The following is a 16,974-nucleotide window of genomic DNA, read 5'->3' on the forward strand; positions in this document are numbered from 1 at the left end:
ACCACGCCCACCGGTCCTCACCGCGCCGCGAGCCGAAAATCAGCATTCAAACGCTTAACCGAACGATATTGAGGCCAAATCATCCGGTTTCGTCCGCTCGAGCGCTTGTCGATGTACGGATGATCAGTGTCGGCTCTAGCCGCTCTGAGCTGATGGTCTTCCCATCCATGACTGAGATCAACATTTCCAGTGCCCGACGACCCATTTGATGCATGGGTGAACGCACGGTCGTAAGTGGCACCATCATTTCACGAGCTAAGGGAGTGTCGTTATAGCCGACTAGCGCCACATCATCTGGAACACTCAGTCCACGGTCCCGTAGCACCCCGAGAGCACCGATGGCCGCGAAATCATTCGTCGCGAAGATTGCATCCGGGTATTTTCTGGTCGCGAGTATGGCCTCAGCGCCTGCCCGCCCGCCCGCCGCATCGAAACCCCCGTGGACAACGCGATCAGGCGGAATGAGTATTCCTGCATCACGGTAAGCGTCGATGACGCCCTGTGTACGGTCCTGCCCGGTGGAGGCGAAAGACATCCCGGCCAGGATTGCCACGTCGCGACGCCCGAGAGCTAACAGGTGTTCGCCTACCAGCCGACCTCCCAGATAGTCGTTGCAGGTAACTGAGACGTGGTCACCTGAGTGCCGGCTGACCAAAACCGTGGGCACTCCTCGCGACCGTATCTCATCAAGGAAGGGATTGTCGAGGTGAGCGTCACCAAATATTAAGCCGCCCACACGGCGCTCAAGCATCATTTCCGTACGAGTCCGCTGGTCTTCCTCACGGTCAAGAGAATTGGTGACGAAGGTAGATAGGCCATTCTCAATAGCGGCTTCCTCAATGCCTTCATAAACGGTGGCCAGAACGAAATCTTGAAGACGTGGAACGATGACACCGACGAGATTCGATCGTGCAGTGCGCAGATTCGACGCGTAAACATTCCGGTGGTAGCCACGTTTACGGGCGGTATCACGGATTCGCTCGGCAGTATTCGGTGCCGCCCAGCGAGATACATCAGCATCTGCCGCTGTGAGGACCCGTGACACAGTTGATACGTGAACGCCCACTTCTTCTGCAATCATTCGCAGCGTTACGGGCCGACCTTGCTCAACGCCCACGCCGATCTCCTTTGAGGCAGTGACACTCGATTCTCGAGACTTCGAAAGCTTAGCTCGGTATCCGCTTGAACGGCTGCTCTCACAGAGACATCCAGTACTCAAGGATTGTCGCACGGACAAAATGTCTGACAGGGAGGAGACGCGCCCCTCCCAATCCATACGACACAAACGATTGCGCGATATCGGAGGAACTGCTAACTTCTTGCATAACGACCGTCGCAATAAGTTGCCGATTGCGACCACGAGTCTGCCATCGCTGGTCAGCAGCCCGAACAATTTAGCGGCGCTCATGCATGGACTACCTGGTACTAGTGAGGCACACAACTTTGAGAAAGACGCCATGACCACTCGAGACGCGCTCCCCAGATTGGTATCCCATAAGGTCGGCAGAGCAAAGAAAAGTCTGAAGCCGAATTTTAGATTCACGATTTTCGGACTGGTCGTGGTCATCACCGTCATTAACTATGTCGATCGTGGCGCAATTTCTTACGCGGCAAACCCAATGATCGATGAGTTCAATCTGGATACGGTCGCCTGGGGGCAAGTGCTTGGCTACTTCGGCTATGGATACATGTTCGGCGCCCTCATAGGCGGAGCATTAGCAGACCGGAAAGGACCACGATGGGTATGGTTCTGGGCTGTTCTTTTGTGGTCGATATTCGAGGTCGGTATGGCTTTTGCAGGCAATATCGGGATAGCACTGTTCGGCGGATCCGCGCTGGCTGGGTTCGCGGTTTTCCGCATCCTCTTCGGAGTCGCCGAGGGCCCGACGTTTTCAACCATCAACCGCACTATGGCGAACTGGGCGACAGTCCGCGAACGGGGCTTTGCTGCGTCTCTGGGGCTGCTCGGGACACCCCTGGGAGCGTTACTGGCTGCTCCAATAGCTGTTTTTCTGCTAACAGCAACCGGCGACTGGCGGTGGATGTTCATCATCCTCGGCGTAGTGGGTCTCGTCTGGCTTATTTTCTTCCGACGGGTCTTCACCGACCTCCCGGAGGACAATCCGCAGGTTTCTCCTGATGAGCTGCGCAGGATCCGAAGTACCGACGGAATGCTTCACGATGAGCGAAGTATTGTCACTGAAGAGGAAAAAGTGCCTTGGTGGTCCTTCTTCAAAAGCCGAACGCTTGTCTTTAACGCCATCGGTTACTTTGCCTTCCAATACGTGAACTTCATGATTCTCACATGGACTCCGAAATACCTGCAGGATGAATTCGGGTTCAATCTCGGCTCTCTTTGGTACTTGGGAATGATTCCCTGGATAGGCGCGTGCTTCACGGTACTTCTCGGCGGTAAAATTTCCGATTGGCTCCGTCAAAGAACCGGCAGCCTATGGATCGCGCGTAGCGGTTTCGCTGCGGGATCTCTGCTACTGACGACGCTGTGTTTCAGCCTAATTCCTCTGGTCGACAGCGTATGGGCGGTTCTGCTCATCATGGCCATCGGAAACGCGCTCAATTCTCTGCCTAATGCGGTGTACTGGATTGTTATCATCGACACCGCCCCGACCCGGGCGGGAACATTTGGCGGGATCAGCCACTTCGTCACCAACATCGCCACGATTATCGCCCCGACCCTGACTGGCTTCCTCGTAGCACTCCACGGTTACAACTCAATGTTCATAGCAACCGCAGTGGCGACTTCCGTCGGTATGCTGGCTATGATTTTCGTCAAGCCAGGGGTACGCAACAAGCAGCCCCAACTATCGGCCACCGCATGAGCGACATGAAATCCGCAGCAGGGTCAGGTCCGTTCGGCGGTCTCTCTATTCTCGAGATAGCAGACCGGATCCGTAAAAGGAAGATTACGGCGCTGGAGGTAACCGAGCAGGCGCTGACTGCGGCTCACGAAAACGGTACAAAACTAAACTGCTTCGTCACCATCGATGATGAAGGCGCACTGCGGGCTGCACGACTCGCCGACCGGGAACTGGACTCAGGACTGGATCGAGGGCCGCTGCACGGAATTCCTGTCGGAGTAAAAGACGTGATCGCCACCTCTGGACTGGCGACAACAATGGGATCGCGCCATTTCGCCAATCATGTACCTATGGTGGATGCTGACGTCGTAATTTCACTGCGGAGATCCGGGGCGGTGATCCTTGGGAAGACGCAGAGCCACGAATTCGCCTACGGACCAACCGGTGACCGCACAGCGACCGGTCCGGTCCGCAACCCCCACGACAACTCCCGAATGTCGGGCGGTTCCAGTGCCGGCTCCGGGGCTGCCGTCGCAGCCGGAATCGTACCGATTGCATTGGGCACAGACACCGGCGGATCCGTGCGAATCCCCGCGGCACTCTGCGGGGCGGTTGGCCTACGCCCTACCCAGGGCGCACTAAGTGCCCGTGGAGTATTTCCGCTTTCACCGAGCATGGACACAGTAGGTCCCATGGGCGGAAGCGTTCTCGACACGGCGATAGCCTGGTGGGCCCTGTCCTCCAGACCAGGTACTAACGGAGTTGGAGGGCTTGAATGGAATGAGCGTTTCATTCCTCACCCTGAACGAGCCAACAATCTTCGCTTCGCCCGTGTGACCTCCGATTTGTTGCGCAGGACCGCATCGGAACTCATAAATTCAGCGGAAACCGTGCTGGAAGAGCTGTCAAGATCAGGGGCCCACGTCGCGACACTTCCGGTTCCAGAAATCGACGCGTGCTGGGACCCATACGTAGCGATCCAATCCGCCGAAGCATTCGCGATCCATAGCAAACGGGTCGAAGACTCACCAGAACTATTTGATTCGGAGGTCCTGGAACGACTCCGGATCGCCGCGGAGGTCAAAGGATGGACCTACGTCCAGGCGCTGGAGAAACGGCGTCTACTGCGGGTCGCCACCCTCGAGCGGACTTTCTCCTCTGATATTTTGGTAATGCCAACTGTTCCCATAGAGGCTCCGGCCATTGGCCAACGCCGCCTTCCCCCCGATAGTAGCTGGGCTAACCCTCGGGAAGCGCTCCTTTCCATGACGGCACCTTGGAGCGTCTTGGGCTTTCCAGCCATCAGCATTCCTGTCTTCAGCCCGTGCACCGACATGCCACACTCCATACAGCTCGTCGGAAAGCCGGGACACGAAACTCAGCTTTTAGACGCTGCGGCACTACTCGAAGTACGCCTCCGGGAGAAAGCGCCAGCGGGCGCATAATCAAATTCTTCCCCCGGCCAAGGACAGAGCCAGAGATAGAGACAGAAAGCTTTCCTGCCCACGTCTTGAGAGAAAAGTGTTTTTGTTTACCGATTCTTCGCCGTGGCGTGGCCCAGCGCGCAAAAAGTGATGGTTTTACAATCTCCGAATAGACCACCCGGTGACTCGCGCACGATGCGATGGATCGAGGCGTTTGCGGCCGGTCTCCACCGCGGGTCGCCCTGTGCATCGAACGCGGACGACGCGGCCTTTCGCGCTCTTGCCGACGTTGCCGAGATCACAAAGCGGATCGCCAACGTTGATTGCAGGGGTGAGCATTATTCGTAGATCGATATCAGACTTGGGTCGTCGAGTTCGATCTGGGCGACCCCGTTGTACAACGTGATCACGCCCGATGTGCAGAGCGTTGAACCGTGTGCAATGGGTTCGAGTACACCGACGTCCCAGACGACAATCTGGAAGCGCTCTGGATCAGGGTAGTCGAGCCCGAGGTTGAGGAAGACATCGTCCTCGGAGTAGCCGTCGCCAGAGAGCGGCCCGCAAACGCGCTGCTCGGTTCCGGCGTAGCCGACCGCCGCGTTCCAGGCGATTCCGCCGCCGGGCTGTTCGACGGGCGCGGGGACAGCGGCTGCAGCGCTTCCACTTGTGCACAGTCCGTCGGCGCGCAACAAATCGATGGCTTCCGGCTCGAGGTTGTGGTTGAGTGCGTCGCAGGAGTCAGGTCCAAGCATCCCCTGTGCTGAGACTCTCGCGGAGGTGTAGTCAACGAGGATGTTGAATTCGTGCAAACAGTTTTCGGTTAGCCATTGAAACTTCGAATCAGTCGCGCCAGAGGTGTCATCGATACGTACGTCCTGCAGAGCACTCGCAAATACGCCTTCGCAGTCGGGCACCTGGTTTGACTTGTTGCCACTTCCGTAGCTGCAGCCTGTGAGGAGGAGCGTCGATGTGAGCATGCCGACGGCAATCCAGCGAGCAGCGCGCAATGGTGGGGCCACGGCTCTCCTTGGTTCGGCTTCGGACGGTTCCAGTAGGAGACTAGGCCCTTGGACGTGCCGGCGGTGGCCGAGATTTACCCCCGGTCTGGTGGCAGATCATCTTCGCCACACGCCGACTGGTGGGAATGTCCCTCCGGTGCTGACATTGGCGTGGTGTCCGGCGGTGGGGCGTTTCTGGGAGGCTAGTTACTCCGGGACGGTCCCAGTCCTGGAGCCTCGGGGCTGCGGGCGCCACCGGCAGACCAAGAGCGAAGATGTCATCCAAAATGTCGAATGCCCTTGATCGAAGTATTTTTCCCGAGCGCCCCGCTCTAGCGGGGTGGAACATCCGACAGCCAACGGCTCTCCAGCACGAACTCTCATCGGCTGAGGTGTCGAAATTTGACATCCTCTGGTGCGGTGCGGCGAAGGCGCAGCGTGACGAGCTGGAACGGGCGGAGCGAGAGCGAAATGGTTTCGTCTGAACGCCCGATCACAGCGTTTGGAGTGGTTTCCCGCTCGAGCAGGTCAGTCTCCGTGACTTCCGACCAGTCGAATCCCGGAGCCAGACCGCCGCGTGCACGCGCGCCCAATGACTCGTAGAGCCGCACGATCACGTCGCCGGAACGGTCCTCCGCGAGCTTGACTGCCTCGACGACGATTGCCGGATTGGTCACGACGATCAGGGGCGCCATCGGGCCGGCTCCCGCGACCTCGCGCAAGGGCAGGTTGACCCTGTATCCCTCGTCGACGGCATCCGCTATCTCGGCACCCACACGCAATGAGACGACGAACTCCTGCGCGCCCTGGTCCGAGACTGGGTCGGGAAAGAGCGGCGCGCGCAGAAGGGAGACGCGTACCACGGTGCTCGTCCCGCCACTGGTCAGTGCGGCGCGTCGGATGTCGTGCCCATAGCTGGCATCGTTGGCGACGGCGACACCGTACCCCGGCTCGCCAACGTGAACCCAGCGATGGGCAACGGTCTCGAACCGAGCGGAATCCCAGGAGGTGTTCGCGTGGGTCGGCCGATAGACATGCCCGAACTGCATTTCGGAGGCGGCGCGATCGGCGTGGACAGCGAGGGGAAAGGCGAGCTTCAGGAGTTTCTGGGACTCGTGCCAGTCGATGGCCGTGTGGATGTCGAGGGCACCGGTCGCGCCGTTGAGTCGGAGGGTCTGGACCACGGAGGAGGAGCCGAAGGACCTGTCGACCTGGACGCCGAAACCGTCGTCGGTGACAGCGACGCTTGAGGCCTCGGTCAGGTCATGACCGACGTTCTTGTAAGTCTCGTCGATGTCCCAGGCGTCCCACTGGATTGGTGTGTCCCGGAACAGCTGCAGCAGGTTGGCGGCCTCGCCGACGGGGATGACTTCACGGTCGGCAGCGAGGTCGCGCATCGACACAATGAGTCCCCGATCGTCGATGACGACGCGCACCCGGTCATTCGCGAGGACCAATCCCGCGCCGTTTTCGGTGACCTTGGCCGCTCCCTTCCTCACCGCGGTTGCGGCGGCGAGGCCCGGGACACCGTCACGTGTGTTCGGCCCGGCATTGAAAGTGAGCGGATGACTGCCGCTGCCGGCCAAGATTTCGATCGATCGGTTGATCTGCTCAGCCAGGATCTTGGCTACGGCAGCGTAGTTGCGCTCGGCTTCCTGATGCACCCACGCGATCGATGTGCCGGGGAGGATGTCGTGGAACTGCTGCAGAAGCACAGTCCTCCAGACGTCGTCGAGGGCGTCGTAGGGATACTCCGCATCGTGAAGGACTGTCGCAGCAGTGGCCCAGAGCTCTGCTTCTCGGAGCAGATGTTCGCTGCGGCGATTGCCGCGCTTCGTCTTGGCCTGGGAAGTGTAGGTGCCGCGATGGAATTCAAGGTACATTTCCCCCGACCAGACCGGAGCCTCGATGTATTCGCGGTGCGCGCTCTGGAAAAACTGCTCCGGCGTCGTCATGGTGACGCGTGGAGATCCCTCGAGGTCACGCGTGCGCGCCGCAGCCGCCAGCATCTCGCGGGTTGGGCCTCCACCGCCGTCGCCCCACCCGAACGGCAGGAGCGAGGTAGTACCCACCCCCTTTTCGGCGTACTGCCGTTCGGCCTGGGCAAGCTCCTTGCCAGAGATTTCCGCGCTGTAGGTGTCGACCGGGGGGAAATGAGTGAAGATCCGCGTGCCATCAATGCCCTCCCACCAAAAGGTGTGATGCGGCATCCGATTGGTCTCGTTCCACGACATCTTCTGCGTGAGGAGCCAGCGAGATCCCGCCGCGGCCACGATCTGCGGTAGCGATGCGGTGTAACCGAACGAATCCGGAAGCCACACCTCGAGCGGCTCGACTCCGAGCTCCTCCATGAAGAACTTCTTGCCGGCGACAAATTGCCGCGCGAGCGCTTCACCGCCGGGCATATTCGTGTCAGACTCGACCCACATTCCGCCGACCGGAATGAATCGGCCCGCCGCCACCTGCTTCTTCACTCGCTCGAATAACTCCGGATAGTAAACCTGCAGCCACGCGTACTGCTGCGCCGAGGAGGCAGCGAAGGTGAATTCCGGGTCCTCCTCCATCAGCGCCAGAACGTTCGAGAAGGTTCGCGCGACCTTGCGCACGGTCTCACGGACCGGCCACAGCCAGGCGGAATCGATGTGGGCGTGACCGACGGCGGCAAGGCGGTGCGCACTCGCGTACGCGGGACTGGCGAGCGCGTCGACGAGCGTCGCACGGGCCGCCTCTGCCGTGCCCGCAACGTTGTCGGGATCAAGAGCGTCAGCCATCCGGCCGAGCGCATGCAGGATGTCCGCCCGCCGCGGGAGACTGTGCGGAAGCTCCGTCATCAGGCCGATAAGGGTCCAGGCGTCCTGCAGGAGCTCCCATACGGCGACGTCGAGTTGTCCTAGTTCGAGCCGCCGCAGAACGTAACTGGTCGAGTCCCCCGCTGTGGCCTTGTCACCGAGCTCGGTGACGCCGAAGGTAAAAATACCGGCGATATTTGGATTGGCGGCCGCCTCAAGGTAGATGTCCACGGGATCCCCCGCTACTCCCGCCGGTATGTAGCTGTTGAGCGGTTCGATCGCCTTGATTATCACGCCATCACCCGTGTACGCGGTGCCCTCGGCCTGAAAACCTGGGAGCGTGGCGGAGAACCCGAGGTCGACGACGACCTCAGCCCGGGTGCCATCCTCGTCCCATTCGGCCGGCACCGATCCCGTGAGATGGAACCAGACAGTGCCCCAGGGTTTGCCCCACGCGCCACCGACAGCGAAAGGCTCGTAGCTCTGCCCGATGGCCGCGGCAAACGGCACCGGCTCATCGTCGACGGTCCAGGCGACGATCGACAGCGGGGCGCTACGGCGGTAGACGGCGGGCTTGATCCGCTCCCGGATGACGCGCTCGATTCGCGCTTCGAGGAGAACTCGATTGTCATGCATGATGGCTCCCTAGCCCGCGATAATGCTCGCCGCGCGGCGAGGCGTGATGGTGATTTAACCCTTGACTGCGCCCGCGAGAGCGAATGAACCGCCGATGCCGCGGGACACGAGAACGTACAGAACGATGGCCGGCACCGCATAGATGAGTGAAAACGCGGCGAGTTGCCCGTAGGCGATCGCGCCGTACTGGCCGAAAAAGCTGTAAATGCTGATTGCGGCGGGTTGCTTGTTTGGCGAGAGGAGCAGGATGAACGGCACGAAAAAGTTTCCCCAGGCCTGAAAGAAGACGAAGATCCCGACCACGGCGATGCCGGGTCTCATCAGGGGAACCACGATCAGGCGCAGGGCTCCCATCGCTGACGCGCCGTCGATCCAAGCTGCTTCCTCGAGGGTGATCGGCACCGAGTCCATGAAGTTTTTGGTCATGAAGATCGCGATCGGCAGAGACGAGGCGGCCATAAAAAGGATTGTGCCCGGGATCGAGTCGAGCAGATTGAACTGCACGAAGAGGCTGTAAACCGGCACCATGATTGCCGTGATTGGCAGCCCGGTCGCGAAGAGCACGCCATACATGAACGGCTTGTTGAATCTCGCCTGATATCGAGACAGCGGATATGCCGCGAGCAATGCGGCGACGATCGTAATTCCTGCCGTACCGACGGAGATGATCAGGCTATTCCACAGCGGAAGGAATGTGAGTTCGGGAGTGAGAACCGCCGCGAAATTGTCCAGCGAGAACTCTTCGGGAAACTTGGTCTGGTAGGTGGCCTTGTTGTCGACCGACGCGAAGATGAGCCAGCATAGGGGAAGAAGAAAACAGGCGCCGATCACGACGAGAACGGCATTGGCAAGGAACCCGATCACGTTCTTTTTGGGGGAGGCTACTGAGACCGGCCGATCGGACTTTCGACCCTTCGGTGGCGCGGCGATGACTGACATCGGCTAATCCTTCTGTGGACGAAGTGCCCGAATGTAGACGACAGAGAAGATCGCACCGATGATGAGCATCACAGTGGCAATGGCTGTGCCATAGCCGATGTTGCTGAAGCGGAAAGCCTCTTTGTAGGCGAGGATTGGCAACGTTGTGCTGTCGTTGCCGGGCCCACCCGCTGTCATCACGTAGATGAGGGTGAAGACCGACAAGGTGAGCAAACTGATGAGCATGGTGTTCGTTACGATCGTGTTCTTGATCATGGGAATGGTCACGAGCAAAAGTCGTTTTGAACCGCCAGCTCCGTCGATCATTGCCGCCTCGGTAATCTCTGGTGGCACGTCGTTGAGGGCGGCCTGGTAGACCATCATCGAAAACGCCGTTCCACGCCACAAATTTGCCAGGATGATCGCGAACATGGGAAAGCTGTACAACCAGTTGGGACCGGTCATGCCGAAGTTCGCCAGAATCTGGTTGAGGGTGCCGTCGAGGCTGAAGTACGCGTAGCAGACGAAGGCTGCGACGATCTCGGGCAGGATCCACGCGGCGACGATGATCGTGCCAACGGAAGCGGTGACCTTCTTATCGGCCTTCTGCATGAGGAGCGCGAGACCGAGGCCAAGGGCGTTTTGCGAGATAACGGCGGAGCCGAAGGTGAAGATCGCGGTCAGCCAGATTGAGAGGGGGAAAACGGGATCGTTGACGAGCTTGAGGTAGTTCTCGAAGCCGATCCATTGGGGGTTGCTCGCGTTGACCCCTGTGAGCGACGCGTTCGTGAACGACCCATAGATCGACCAGATGATCGGTCCGGCGAGAAACGTGATCATGATGAGAATCGCCGGCAGGAGCGGGATCATCCGCATGGCTTTGACGATTTCGCGCACCGGGCGGCGGCGGGAACCCGAATTCGATTTCGGCCGCCGCACGTGCGTGTCCTGCGGCGCGAGCACTTCTGCAGTCACTGTGTTCCTGTTTTCGTTTTTCTGTGGGCGCGCACCTGGGTGTCTCTGTACTGCTATTTCTGGATGACGCCCTCGGGGCCGACGATCGCTTCGATTGCCTTGTCGTAGGCTGCGGCCGCTTCCTCGGGACTTGCTTTGTCGGTGATGACTGCCTCGTTGGCCTTCTGGACCTCGGCCGAGATCTGGTTGTAGTCGGCCGTCGCCGGACGAAAGTTGGTCACCTCGACGATGTCAGTGACGGTCCGGACAAAGGGATTGGCAGCAATGTAGCTCTCATCGGCGGCGACATCCTTGCGAACGGCAATCTGCGAGTTCTCGTTGTCGTAAGCGAGTGCGTTGTCCTTACTCAGCGCCATCGCCATAAAGTCGAAGGCAAGCTGCGGATCTGCAGTTTTAGCTCCGACTGCAAGGGTCCAGCCGCCTGACATGCTAACGCCGCCAGGATTCTGGCCGTTCTGGGTCGGGAACACCGTTGCGCCCATGTCGTCGACGTACCCGGGCCACTCATATGAACCACCGGTCTGCCAGAATGACGGTGTGTAGGAGCCCTCGATCGTTGCACCGAGAGTCGCGTTTGGGAACATTTCCCCGAAGATGCTCTTCCAGATGTTGGGATCGAGCGCCTGCGCCGGGGTCAGAGCGAGTTCCTCAGTGTAGAGCTCGTCGACGAAGGCCAGGGAATCGATGAACCCCTGCGAGCCAGTGACCCACTTCGAGGTTTCCGAGTCGTAGAGCGAATCTCCCCCGAGTTCGGTGCCGTACAGGAGTTGGTAGAAGCCTTGCATGTTCGAGCCCTCGCCGGTGCCTGTTCCTGCGTAGAAGTTGAACGGCACGACGTCAGGACTGCTTGCCTTGATCTGGCGCGCGGCCTCCATAATGTCGTCCCAACTCTTCGGCTCCCACGGAAGTGCGATTCCGGCCGCCTCGAAGACGGGCTTGCTGTACCAGACCGCACGGGTATCGGTGCCGAGGGAGACGGCATAGATGCTGTTGTCGTCGCCCTTGCCTGCCTCCTTGGCGGCATCGGTGAACTGATCCCAGTCCTCCCACTTGGAAACATACTCATCGAGATTGAGGAGGTACCCGGCATCCGCGTCCGCGCGCAACGCAGTGGTGTCTTCGTAGAAGATGTCCGGGGCGGTCTCTGCCGAGCGCTGCGAGAGGGCGAGCTTGATCTTGTAGTCGTCATCCGTTGCCGCGATGGGCTGCAGTTCGACGGTCACGCCCTCGTTCGCGGCCTCGAAGTCCGCCTTCGTGGTCGTGAAAAGCGTGTCGAGAGCGGTGAAAGCATCCGTCTTGATGTACGCGACTTTGAGAACCTTGTCTTGTCCCTCAGATGGCGCCGATCCGGCCGTGCATCCGGTGAGTGCTACCAGTCCGCCTATCGCAAACGCCGATAGGGCGATTGATGCTCTTTTCTTCACGGTGCTCCCTTGCTCCGAGTACGAATGGACATGCGGTGTGTGGTGCCGACGCACTTAAGAGATTGAGATGCCTCGCTGCCGTGCTCCGACATAATAGTACATCGATTTGATAAACCTACGTCAAGGCCTTAACGCGTGTGTTTTGCTGGGTTCCGCTTTCTCGTTGGACAGGAGCAGCGCTCGGGGATTCGGAGCGAGTGCGTGATCGAGCACAAGGCATGCTGCCCCGATCGCACCGACGTCCTCCCCCACCGCCGATCCCGTTACTGAAATTCTGTGGATGCTTCGCGTGGCGCGGAGTTCCTCGAGCAACTCCGGGATCCTGCGCAGGTAATGGTCTGAGAGGCGGGACCAGAATGGTCCGCCGAAGACCACACGATCGACGTCGAGAAGGTTCGCTATGACCGCTACCGCTTTCGACATCCGAACGGCGGAGCGCTCTACAATCTCGATTGCGATTGCGTTGCCCGCCTCCGCGGCCGCGCACAATTCCGTGAACCTCGAATCGACAGTTCGGGTGTCGTTGGCGACACTCGTGTCATCGAGGACACCCAATCGCTCCGCCTCCTGGACGAGCGACTGAGGCATACAGGTCACCGCGATGCATCCGCGCAGCCCGCAGAAGCACGGCGGGCCGGCAGGATCGGTGACGATGTGCCCGATCTCTCCCGCGTTTCCAGAGCTTCCCCTGACCACTTCGTCGCGCATCACGAGACCGACCCCGATGCCGGTTCCCAGGTAAAAGAAGGCAAAGCTACCTAATCCGGATTCCCCGCCCGCCCACATCTCGGCTATCGCCGACGCAGTGACGTCCTTGTCGAGAATGGCCGGGAGCCCGACGCCCGCCTGGAGCGCGTCTCTTAGCGGAACCCGATGCCAGCCGTGCAGGTGTGGCGGGTCAACCACCGTACCCAGCAGATTATCGATGGGCCCGGGGGCCGCGATGCCCACCCCGCCGATCCGGACCCGGGGCACCCCCGAGTCATCGATCAGCTGCACGAGCCACGCGACGATCTGTTCGATGATGAGGTTCGGGTCCATGACCGCCGGGGTCGAGAAACTCGACCGACTGACGACGCTGCCATTGAGATCGAGCATGACCAAAGTCACGACCGTTGGATCGATGTGAACTCCGAGCGCATAGCGCCCGCCGGGATTGAGCCGCAACATCGTGCGGGGCTTGCCAGGCCCGGTGCCCGTTTTTCCGGCTTCCTCGATGAACCCGTTATCAAGCAGGCGCCTGGTGATGTTCGAAATGGTCTGGGGAGAAAGCCCGGTAGTGGTCACGAGCTCGACACGACTCAGGCCGGTGGCAGATCGACGGATGGCATCGAGAATAACCGACTGATTGAAGTCGGCCATCGCTGGGAGATTGGTGCCGCGACGCGCCGTCCCGCCCTTATGGTCGCTCATGTTACGACGCTAACGCTTCGACGCAGATTTTCGACGATGAAATGCTTCACAGCCTTGTGGATCATCGCGCAGTCTTGGTTGGTCGGCATGAACTCGATGTTAGTGGCCAGCCGCAGGGGGCTATTTCGACGCCGAGACTGGCACCACGAGCAACCGGAACCTTAAAATATCAATTGACGACTATCGGAGCATCACCCACGGTGGGCGCCGTGAAAACACTCTCTCTTCGAGAGCCTGGGCCAACCCCCAAAGTCATCCGGGCGATGTTGGCGTATCTGAGGGCCAGCTCTTCGGGCGTAAGCTCACCGTCACGGCGGTACCACTGCGCAATACCAGTACACATAGTCACGATGGCTCGACTGGTGTCTTTGGGATGCTCGGCGTCAAAGTTCCCCTCCCGCATCCCTTGGTTGATGATGTCGTCCACCATCTGCTGCTGCTTATCGCGAGATTGGATGTGCGCGGTTCGCGACTCGCCTTCCAGGCTTCGGATCTCACTAGCAGCGATGAAGGCGAGCTCACTGCGATGAGCGTGAAAGAGCGCCAGACATTCGATCAGAAGTCGAAACTGTTCCTCCACTGAAGAACCTGCCTCCGCTACGGCATCTTCGCTCCTGACCAATAAATCCTTCATCGCAAACTGAACAATCGCCACTAGCAGTGCCTGCTTGGAGGCGTAGTGGTGATATAGGCCCGGTACGGAGAGCTTGGCCCGAGCGGCCACAGTGCGAATTGTCGTGCCGTGATAGCCGTGCTCCACAAAACAATCTAAAGCCGCTTGCAGCAGGGGTGGCAGCATGTTTTCGGAGTATTTGCGCCATGCTGCAGCATCCTCGACTTTTTTCGCAGTCTCAACTTTCACGAATACTCCTTCACCTGTTCATGCCTGAATGCCATTGTCTGTCTTGACAGATGATGACGTCTACTCCAGACTAACTCCTACCGAGCGATCGCTCGGTAGGAGTTAGTAAAGTCAATTCCGGCGACGATGCCGGAGAGGGGCGGCTGCCGTGACTCGTTCATCTTTGACCAACCGTTGTGAGATCGGCTCTGCCGTACAGAGTCGTTCTCGGATCAACACCGGAGAGGATTCTCAGACCGCACCAGACGTGTTGAGCACGAAAGTACATGCGGGGATGCGGTATGAGTCCACCGTGGAGGCGTGGAAGGCCCGCGTCGCCGCCAATCCGGAGCGCGTCGCACTACGCTATTTCGATGGCAGGATGACTGCCGCCGAAGTCGACCGTGCCTCCGACGCTCTCGCTGTAGCGCTCGCGGCCCGCGGCACAATTCGCGGTGCCCGGGTAGGTATCTACCTCCAGAACACCCCGCACTATGCACTGGCCCTGCTTGCCCTCTGGAAATTGGGCGCGACGGCACTCTTGCTGAACCCCATGTACAAACGTCGAGAGCTGCGTCGCCTCGTTGACGACTCGGGTGCAATCGGTGTTATTTGTGCCGATACGGCTGTGTCGGAAACTCGTCAAACGCTTGCCGGAGGCACGGCTTGCTGGCTCATCAGTACCTCTGCGCGTGACTTTCAGACGCGAAACGATCCCCGTAGCTGTGACATGACAACTCGCCCGGCGGCTTCGGTTGACGGAGACGTCGCGGCGCTGATTCGCGAATTCGACGGCTTGCGACCCGCTGACATTGATCTGACCCGCTACGACGTGGCGCTCTTGACCTATACCTCTGGTACGACCGGGCCGCCAAAGGGCGCCATGAACACCCACGAAAACGTCTTGGCCGTCGCCACGACGTTTGGCCGATTTGCACGGCTCGCCCCCGGTGACGTCGTCATGGCCGTGGCCCCACTATTTCATATCACTGGCGCCGTGATTAACGCTGCGATCTCTCTATTCACCGACACAACCCTGGTTTTTACGGGCCGTTTTGACCCTGATGTCGTGTTAGAAGCCTTCGCCGAGCATAGGGTCAGCTTTACCATCGGCTCGATTACCGTTTTCAACGCGATTTTGGCGCTTCCACACGCCAATGCCAGCCATTTTGCCGCCGTTAAGACTCTGTATTCCGGCGGGGCACCAATCCCGCCGTCCACCGTGGAACGATTCAGAACGCGCTTCGGCGTCTACATCCACAATGCCTATGGACTAACCGAAAGTACGTCCGGTGTAGTTGCCGTCCCGCCCTTTACCGAGGCGCCGGTCGACGCCTCCAGCGGCACGCTGTCTATCGGCATTCCGTTACCGCACGTTGTAGCGAGAATCATCGACCAGAATGGTCAATCCGTTCCCCCCGGAACCCAGGGCGAGCTGGAATTATCTGGCCCTCAAATCATCCCGGGTTATTGGAATAATCCGGATGCCACCTCCCATGCAATGCCCGGAGGCAGGTTTCGCACCGGCGACGTGGCAATCATCGACACCCAAGGCTGGATTTATCTAGTGGACCGGCTCAAAGACCAGATCAACGTCTCCGGGTACAAGGTCTGGCCCCGCGAGGTCGAGGACGCGCTGTATGAACATCCAGCTGTCCATGAGGCCGCTGTGATTGGCCAGGCGGATGACTACCGTGGCGAAACCGTCGTCGCTTTCGTGTCCCTGAAATCAGGTGTGCCGGCCACCCCAGCCGAACTCATCGCCTTCACCAAAGAGAGACTCGCAGCTTACAAATACCCCCGCATCGTGCACATCATCGACGACTTACCCAAGACACAGACCGGAAAAATTCGCCGCCAGGAGCTCCGTGATGAAAACACGGCAGCCCAGGGCGTACCGTCCCAGAAAGACAAACTATGAGCGAGCAACCCGTCCAAGCGCACCGCTTTGAGGGCAAGATGGCCATCGTCACGGGCGCCAGTCGCGGAATCGGGCTGGCCATCGCCTTGCGGCTGGTGGCGGAGGGCGCCCGGGTCTGTATCACCGCCCGTAACGCCGAGGCGTTACACGCTGCGGCCGCCCAGTTCCCGAAAGGATCTGTACTCCCCCTCGCTGGCAAAGCCCACGATCCGGACCACCGCCTCGAGGTACTCAACGCCGTCGCCGAAACATTCGGCCAGCTGGACGTCCTCGTCAACAATGCGGGCATTAACCCCGTCTACGGTTCGGTGATGGATCTAGATCTGTCCGCCGCGCGCAAGATCACCGAGGTGAACGTCTTCGGTACCCTGGCCTGGATCCAGGATGCTTACCGCCACGCTGCCCTCGATTTCGCCGGCCGCGGCGGCACCGTCATTAATGTGTCTTCGGTCACCGGGCAGACACCGGCACCCGGCATCGGTTTCTATGGCGTCACCAAGGCCGCCATAGCGCATCTGACTCGCACCCTCGCCGTCGAAATGGGACCGAAGATACGAGTGAACGCGGTTGCACCGGCGGTGGTCAAGACGCAATTCGCTCAGGCCCTCTACGAAGGCAAGGAGGCGGAAGTCGCCGCGAGATATCCTCTGGGCCGCCTTGGCAACCCCGAGGATATCGCTGCCACCGTTGCCTTTCTCGCGTCCTCAGATTCGGCCTGGATCACCGGTCAGGTCATCAACCTTGATGGCGGCCTGCTCGCGGCCGGCGGCACCGCTTAACAGCCCCCACTCATCGGCCCAGGCCGCGAAAGGAAAC

At 59.8% G+C, this 16,974-nt stretch carries 12 protein-coding genes; 4 read left to right on the forward strand and 8 right to left on the reverse strand.

The genetic code is table 11. From position 1 onward, the window contains the following. Nucleotides 1-79 precede the first annotated feature (79 nt). Nucleotides 80-1,117 carry a LacI family DNA-binding transcriptional regulator gene (locus tag CXY70_RS05180; protein ID WP_233205748.1) on the reverse strand — a complete coding sequence of 346 codons (1,038 nt, stop codon included), beginning with the start codon at nucleotides 1,115-1,117 and terminating at the stop codon, nucleotides 80-82. A gap of 340 nt (nucleotides 1,118-1,457) precedes the next feature. Here CXY70_RS05180 and CXY70_RS05185 point away from each other — a divergent pair, with 340 nt between their 5' ends. Next, nucleotides 1,458-2,840, forward strand: a complete 1,383-nt coding sequence (locus CXY70_RS05185) for an MFS transporter (protein ID WP_104191317.1) — start codon at nucleotides 1,458-1,460, stop codon at nucleotides 2,838-2,840. Beyond that, a complete protein-coding gene (locus CXY70_RS05190; protein ID WP_233205749.1) occupies nucleotides 2,837-4,264 on the forward strand; it encodes an amidase in 1,428 nt (475 codons plus the stop codon). The genes CXY70_RS05185 and CXY70_RS05190 overlap by 4 nt, the downstream gene beginning before the upstream one ends. Nucleotides 4,265-4,581: 317 nt before the next feature. On the opposite strand, the gene CXY70_RS05195 is transcribed toward CXY70_RS05190, so the two are convergent. The 7 genes from CXY70_RS05195 to CXY70_RS05225 all read right to left on the reverse strand — a co-directional run bounded on the left by CXY70_RS05195 (nucleotide 4,582) and on the right by CXY70_RS05225 (nucleotide 14,258). Further along, the gene (locus CXY70_RS05195) at nucleotides 4,582-5,262 is read right to left on the reverse strand and encodes a hypothetical protein (protein ID WP_146066065.1); all 681 of its coding nucleotides are present in this window, start codon (nucleotides 5,260-5,262) and stop codon (nucleotides 4,582-4,584) included. Between the two features lie 359 nt (nucleotides 5,263-5,621). Further along, the gene (locus CXY70_RS05200; protein ID WP_104191319.1) at nucleotides 5,622-8,666 is read right to left on the reverse strand and encodes a glycoside hydrolase family 38 C-terminal domain-containing protein; all 3,045 of its coding nucleotides are present in this window, start codon (nucleotides 8,664-8,666) and stop codon (nucleotides 5,622-5,624) included. 54 nt (nucleotides 8,667-8,720) lie between these two features. Next, nucleotides 8,721-9,605: a carbohydrate ABC transporter permease gene (locus tag CXY70_RS05205; protein ID WP_104191320.1), complete on the reverse strand. Its 885-nt coding sequence runs from the start codon at nucleotides 9,603-9,605 to the stop codon at nucleotides 8,721-8,723. A gap of 3 nt (nucleotides 9,606-9,608) precedes the next feature. Beyond that, nucleotides 9,609-10,559 (reverse strand): carbohydrate ABC transporter permease, encoded by a 951-nt coding sequence (locus CXY70_RS05210; protein WP_369851870.1) that lies wholly within the window; start codon nucleotides 10,557-10,559, stop codon nucleotides 9,609-9,611. A 53-nt stretch (nucleotides 10,560-10,612) separates the two neighbouring features. Next, nucleotides 10,613-11,983, reverse strand: coding sequence for an extracellular solute-binding protein (locus CXY70_RS05215; RefSeq protein ID WP_104191321.1), 1,371 nt, complete (start codon nucleotides 11,981-11,983; stop codon nucleotides 10,613-10,615). A gap of 120 nt (nucleotides 11,984-12,103) precedes the next feature. Then, nucleotides 12,104-13,396 (reverse strand): ROK family transcriptional regulator, encoded by a 1,293-nt coding sequence (locus CXY70_RS05220; protein ID WP_233205750.1) that lies wholly within the window; start codon nucleotides 13,394-13,396, stop codon nucleotides 12,104-12,106. Nucleotides 13,397-13,565: 169 nt separating this feature from the next. Continuing rightward, the gene (locus CXY70_RS05225) at nucleotides 13,566-14,258 is read right to left on the reverse strand and encodes a TetR/AcrR family transcriptional regulator (RefSeq protein WP_199183373.1); all 693 of its coding nucleotides are present in this window, start codon (nucleotides 14,256-14,258) and stop codon (nucleotides 13,566-13,568) included. Between the two features lie 274 nt (nucleotides 14,259-14,532). Between CXY70_RS05225 and CXY70_RS05230 the strand changes: the two genes are divergently transcribed. Then, entirely contained in the window at nucleotides 14,533-16,158 is a 1,626-nt protein-coding gene (locus CXY70_RS05230; RefSeq protein WP_104191323.1) for a class I adenylate-forming enzyme family protein, read from the forward strand. After that, entirely contained in the window at nucleotides 16,155-16,937 is a 783-nt protein-coding gene (locus tag CXY70_RS05235) for an SDR family oxidoreductase (protein ID WP_104191324.1), read from the forward strand. The genes CXY70_RS05230 and CXY70_RS05235 overlap by 4 nt, the downstream gene beginning before the upstream one ends. Nucleotides 16,938-16,974: the final 37 nt, after the last annotated feature.

It is taken from the genome of Cryobacterium sp. Y82 (genome assembly GCF_002929495.1).
GTDB classification, from domain to species: domain Bacteria; phylum Actinomycetota; class Actinomycetes; order Actinomycetales; family Microbacteriaceae; genus Cryobacterium; species Cryobacterium serini.

Coding starts and splice junctions, on each gene's coding strand:
- CXY70_RS05185 (WP_104191317.1), top strand. CDS start 1,458: ATGACCACTCGAGACGCGCTCCCCAGATTGGTATCCCATAAGGTCGGC.
- CXY70_RS05190 (WP_233205749.1), top strand. CDS start 2,837: ATGAGCGACATGAAATCCGCAGCAGGGTCAGGTCCGTTCGGCGGTCTC.
- CXY70_RS05200 (WP_104191319.1), bottom strand. CDS start 8,666: ATGCATGACAATCGAGTTCTCCTCGAAGCGCGAATCGAGCGCGTCATC.
- CXY70_RS05205 (WP_104191320.1), bottom strand. CDS start 9,605: ATGTCAGTCATCGCCGCGCCACCGAAGGGTCGAAAGTCCGATCGGCCG.
- CXY70_RS05220 (WP_233205750.1), bottom strand. CDS start 13,396: ATGAGCGACCATAAGGGCGGGACGGCGCGTCGCGGCACCAATCTCCCA.
- CXY70_RS05230 (WP_104191323.1), top strand. CDS start 14,533: ATGCGGTATGAGTCCACCGTGGAGGCGTGGAAGGCCCGCGTCGCCGCC.
- CXY70_RS05235 (WP_104191324.1), top strand. CDS start 16,155: ATGAGCGAGCAACCCGTCCAAGCGCACCGCTTTGAGGGCAAGATGGCC.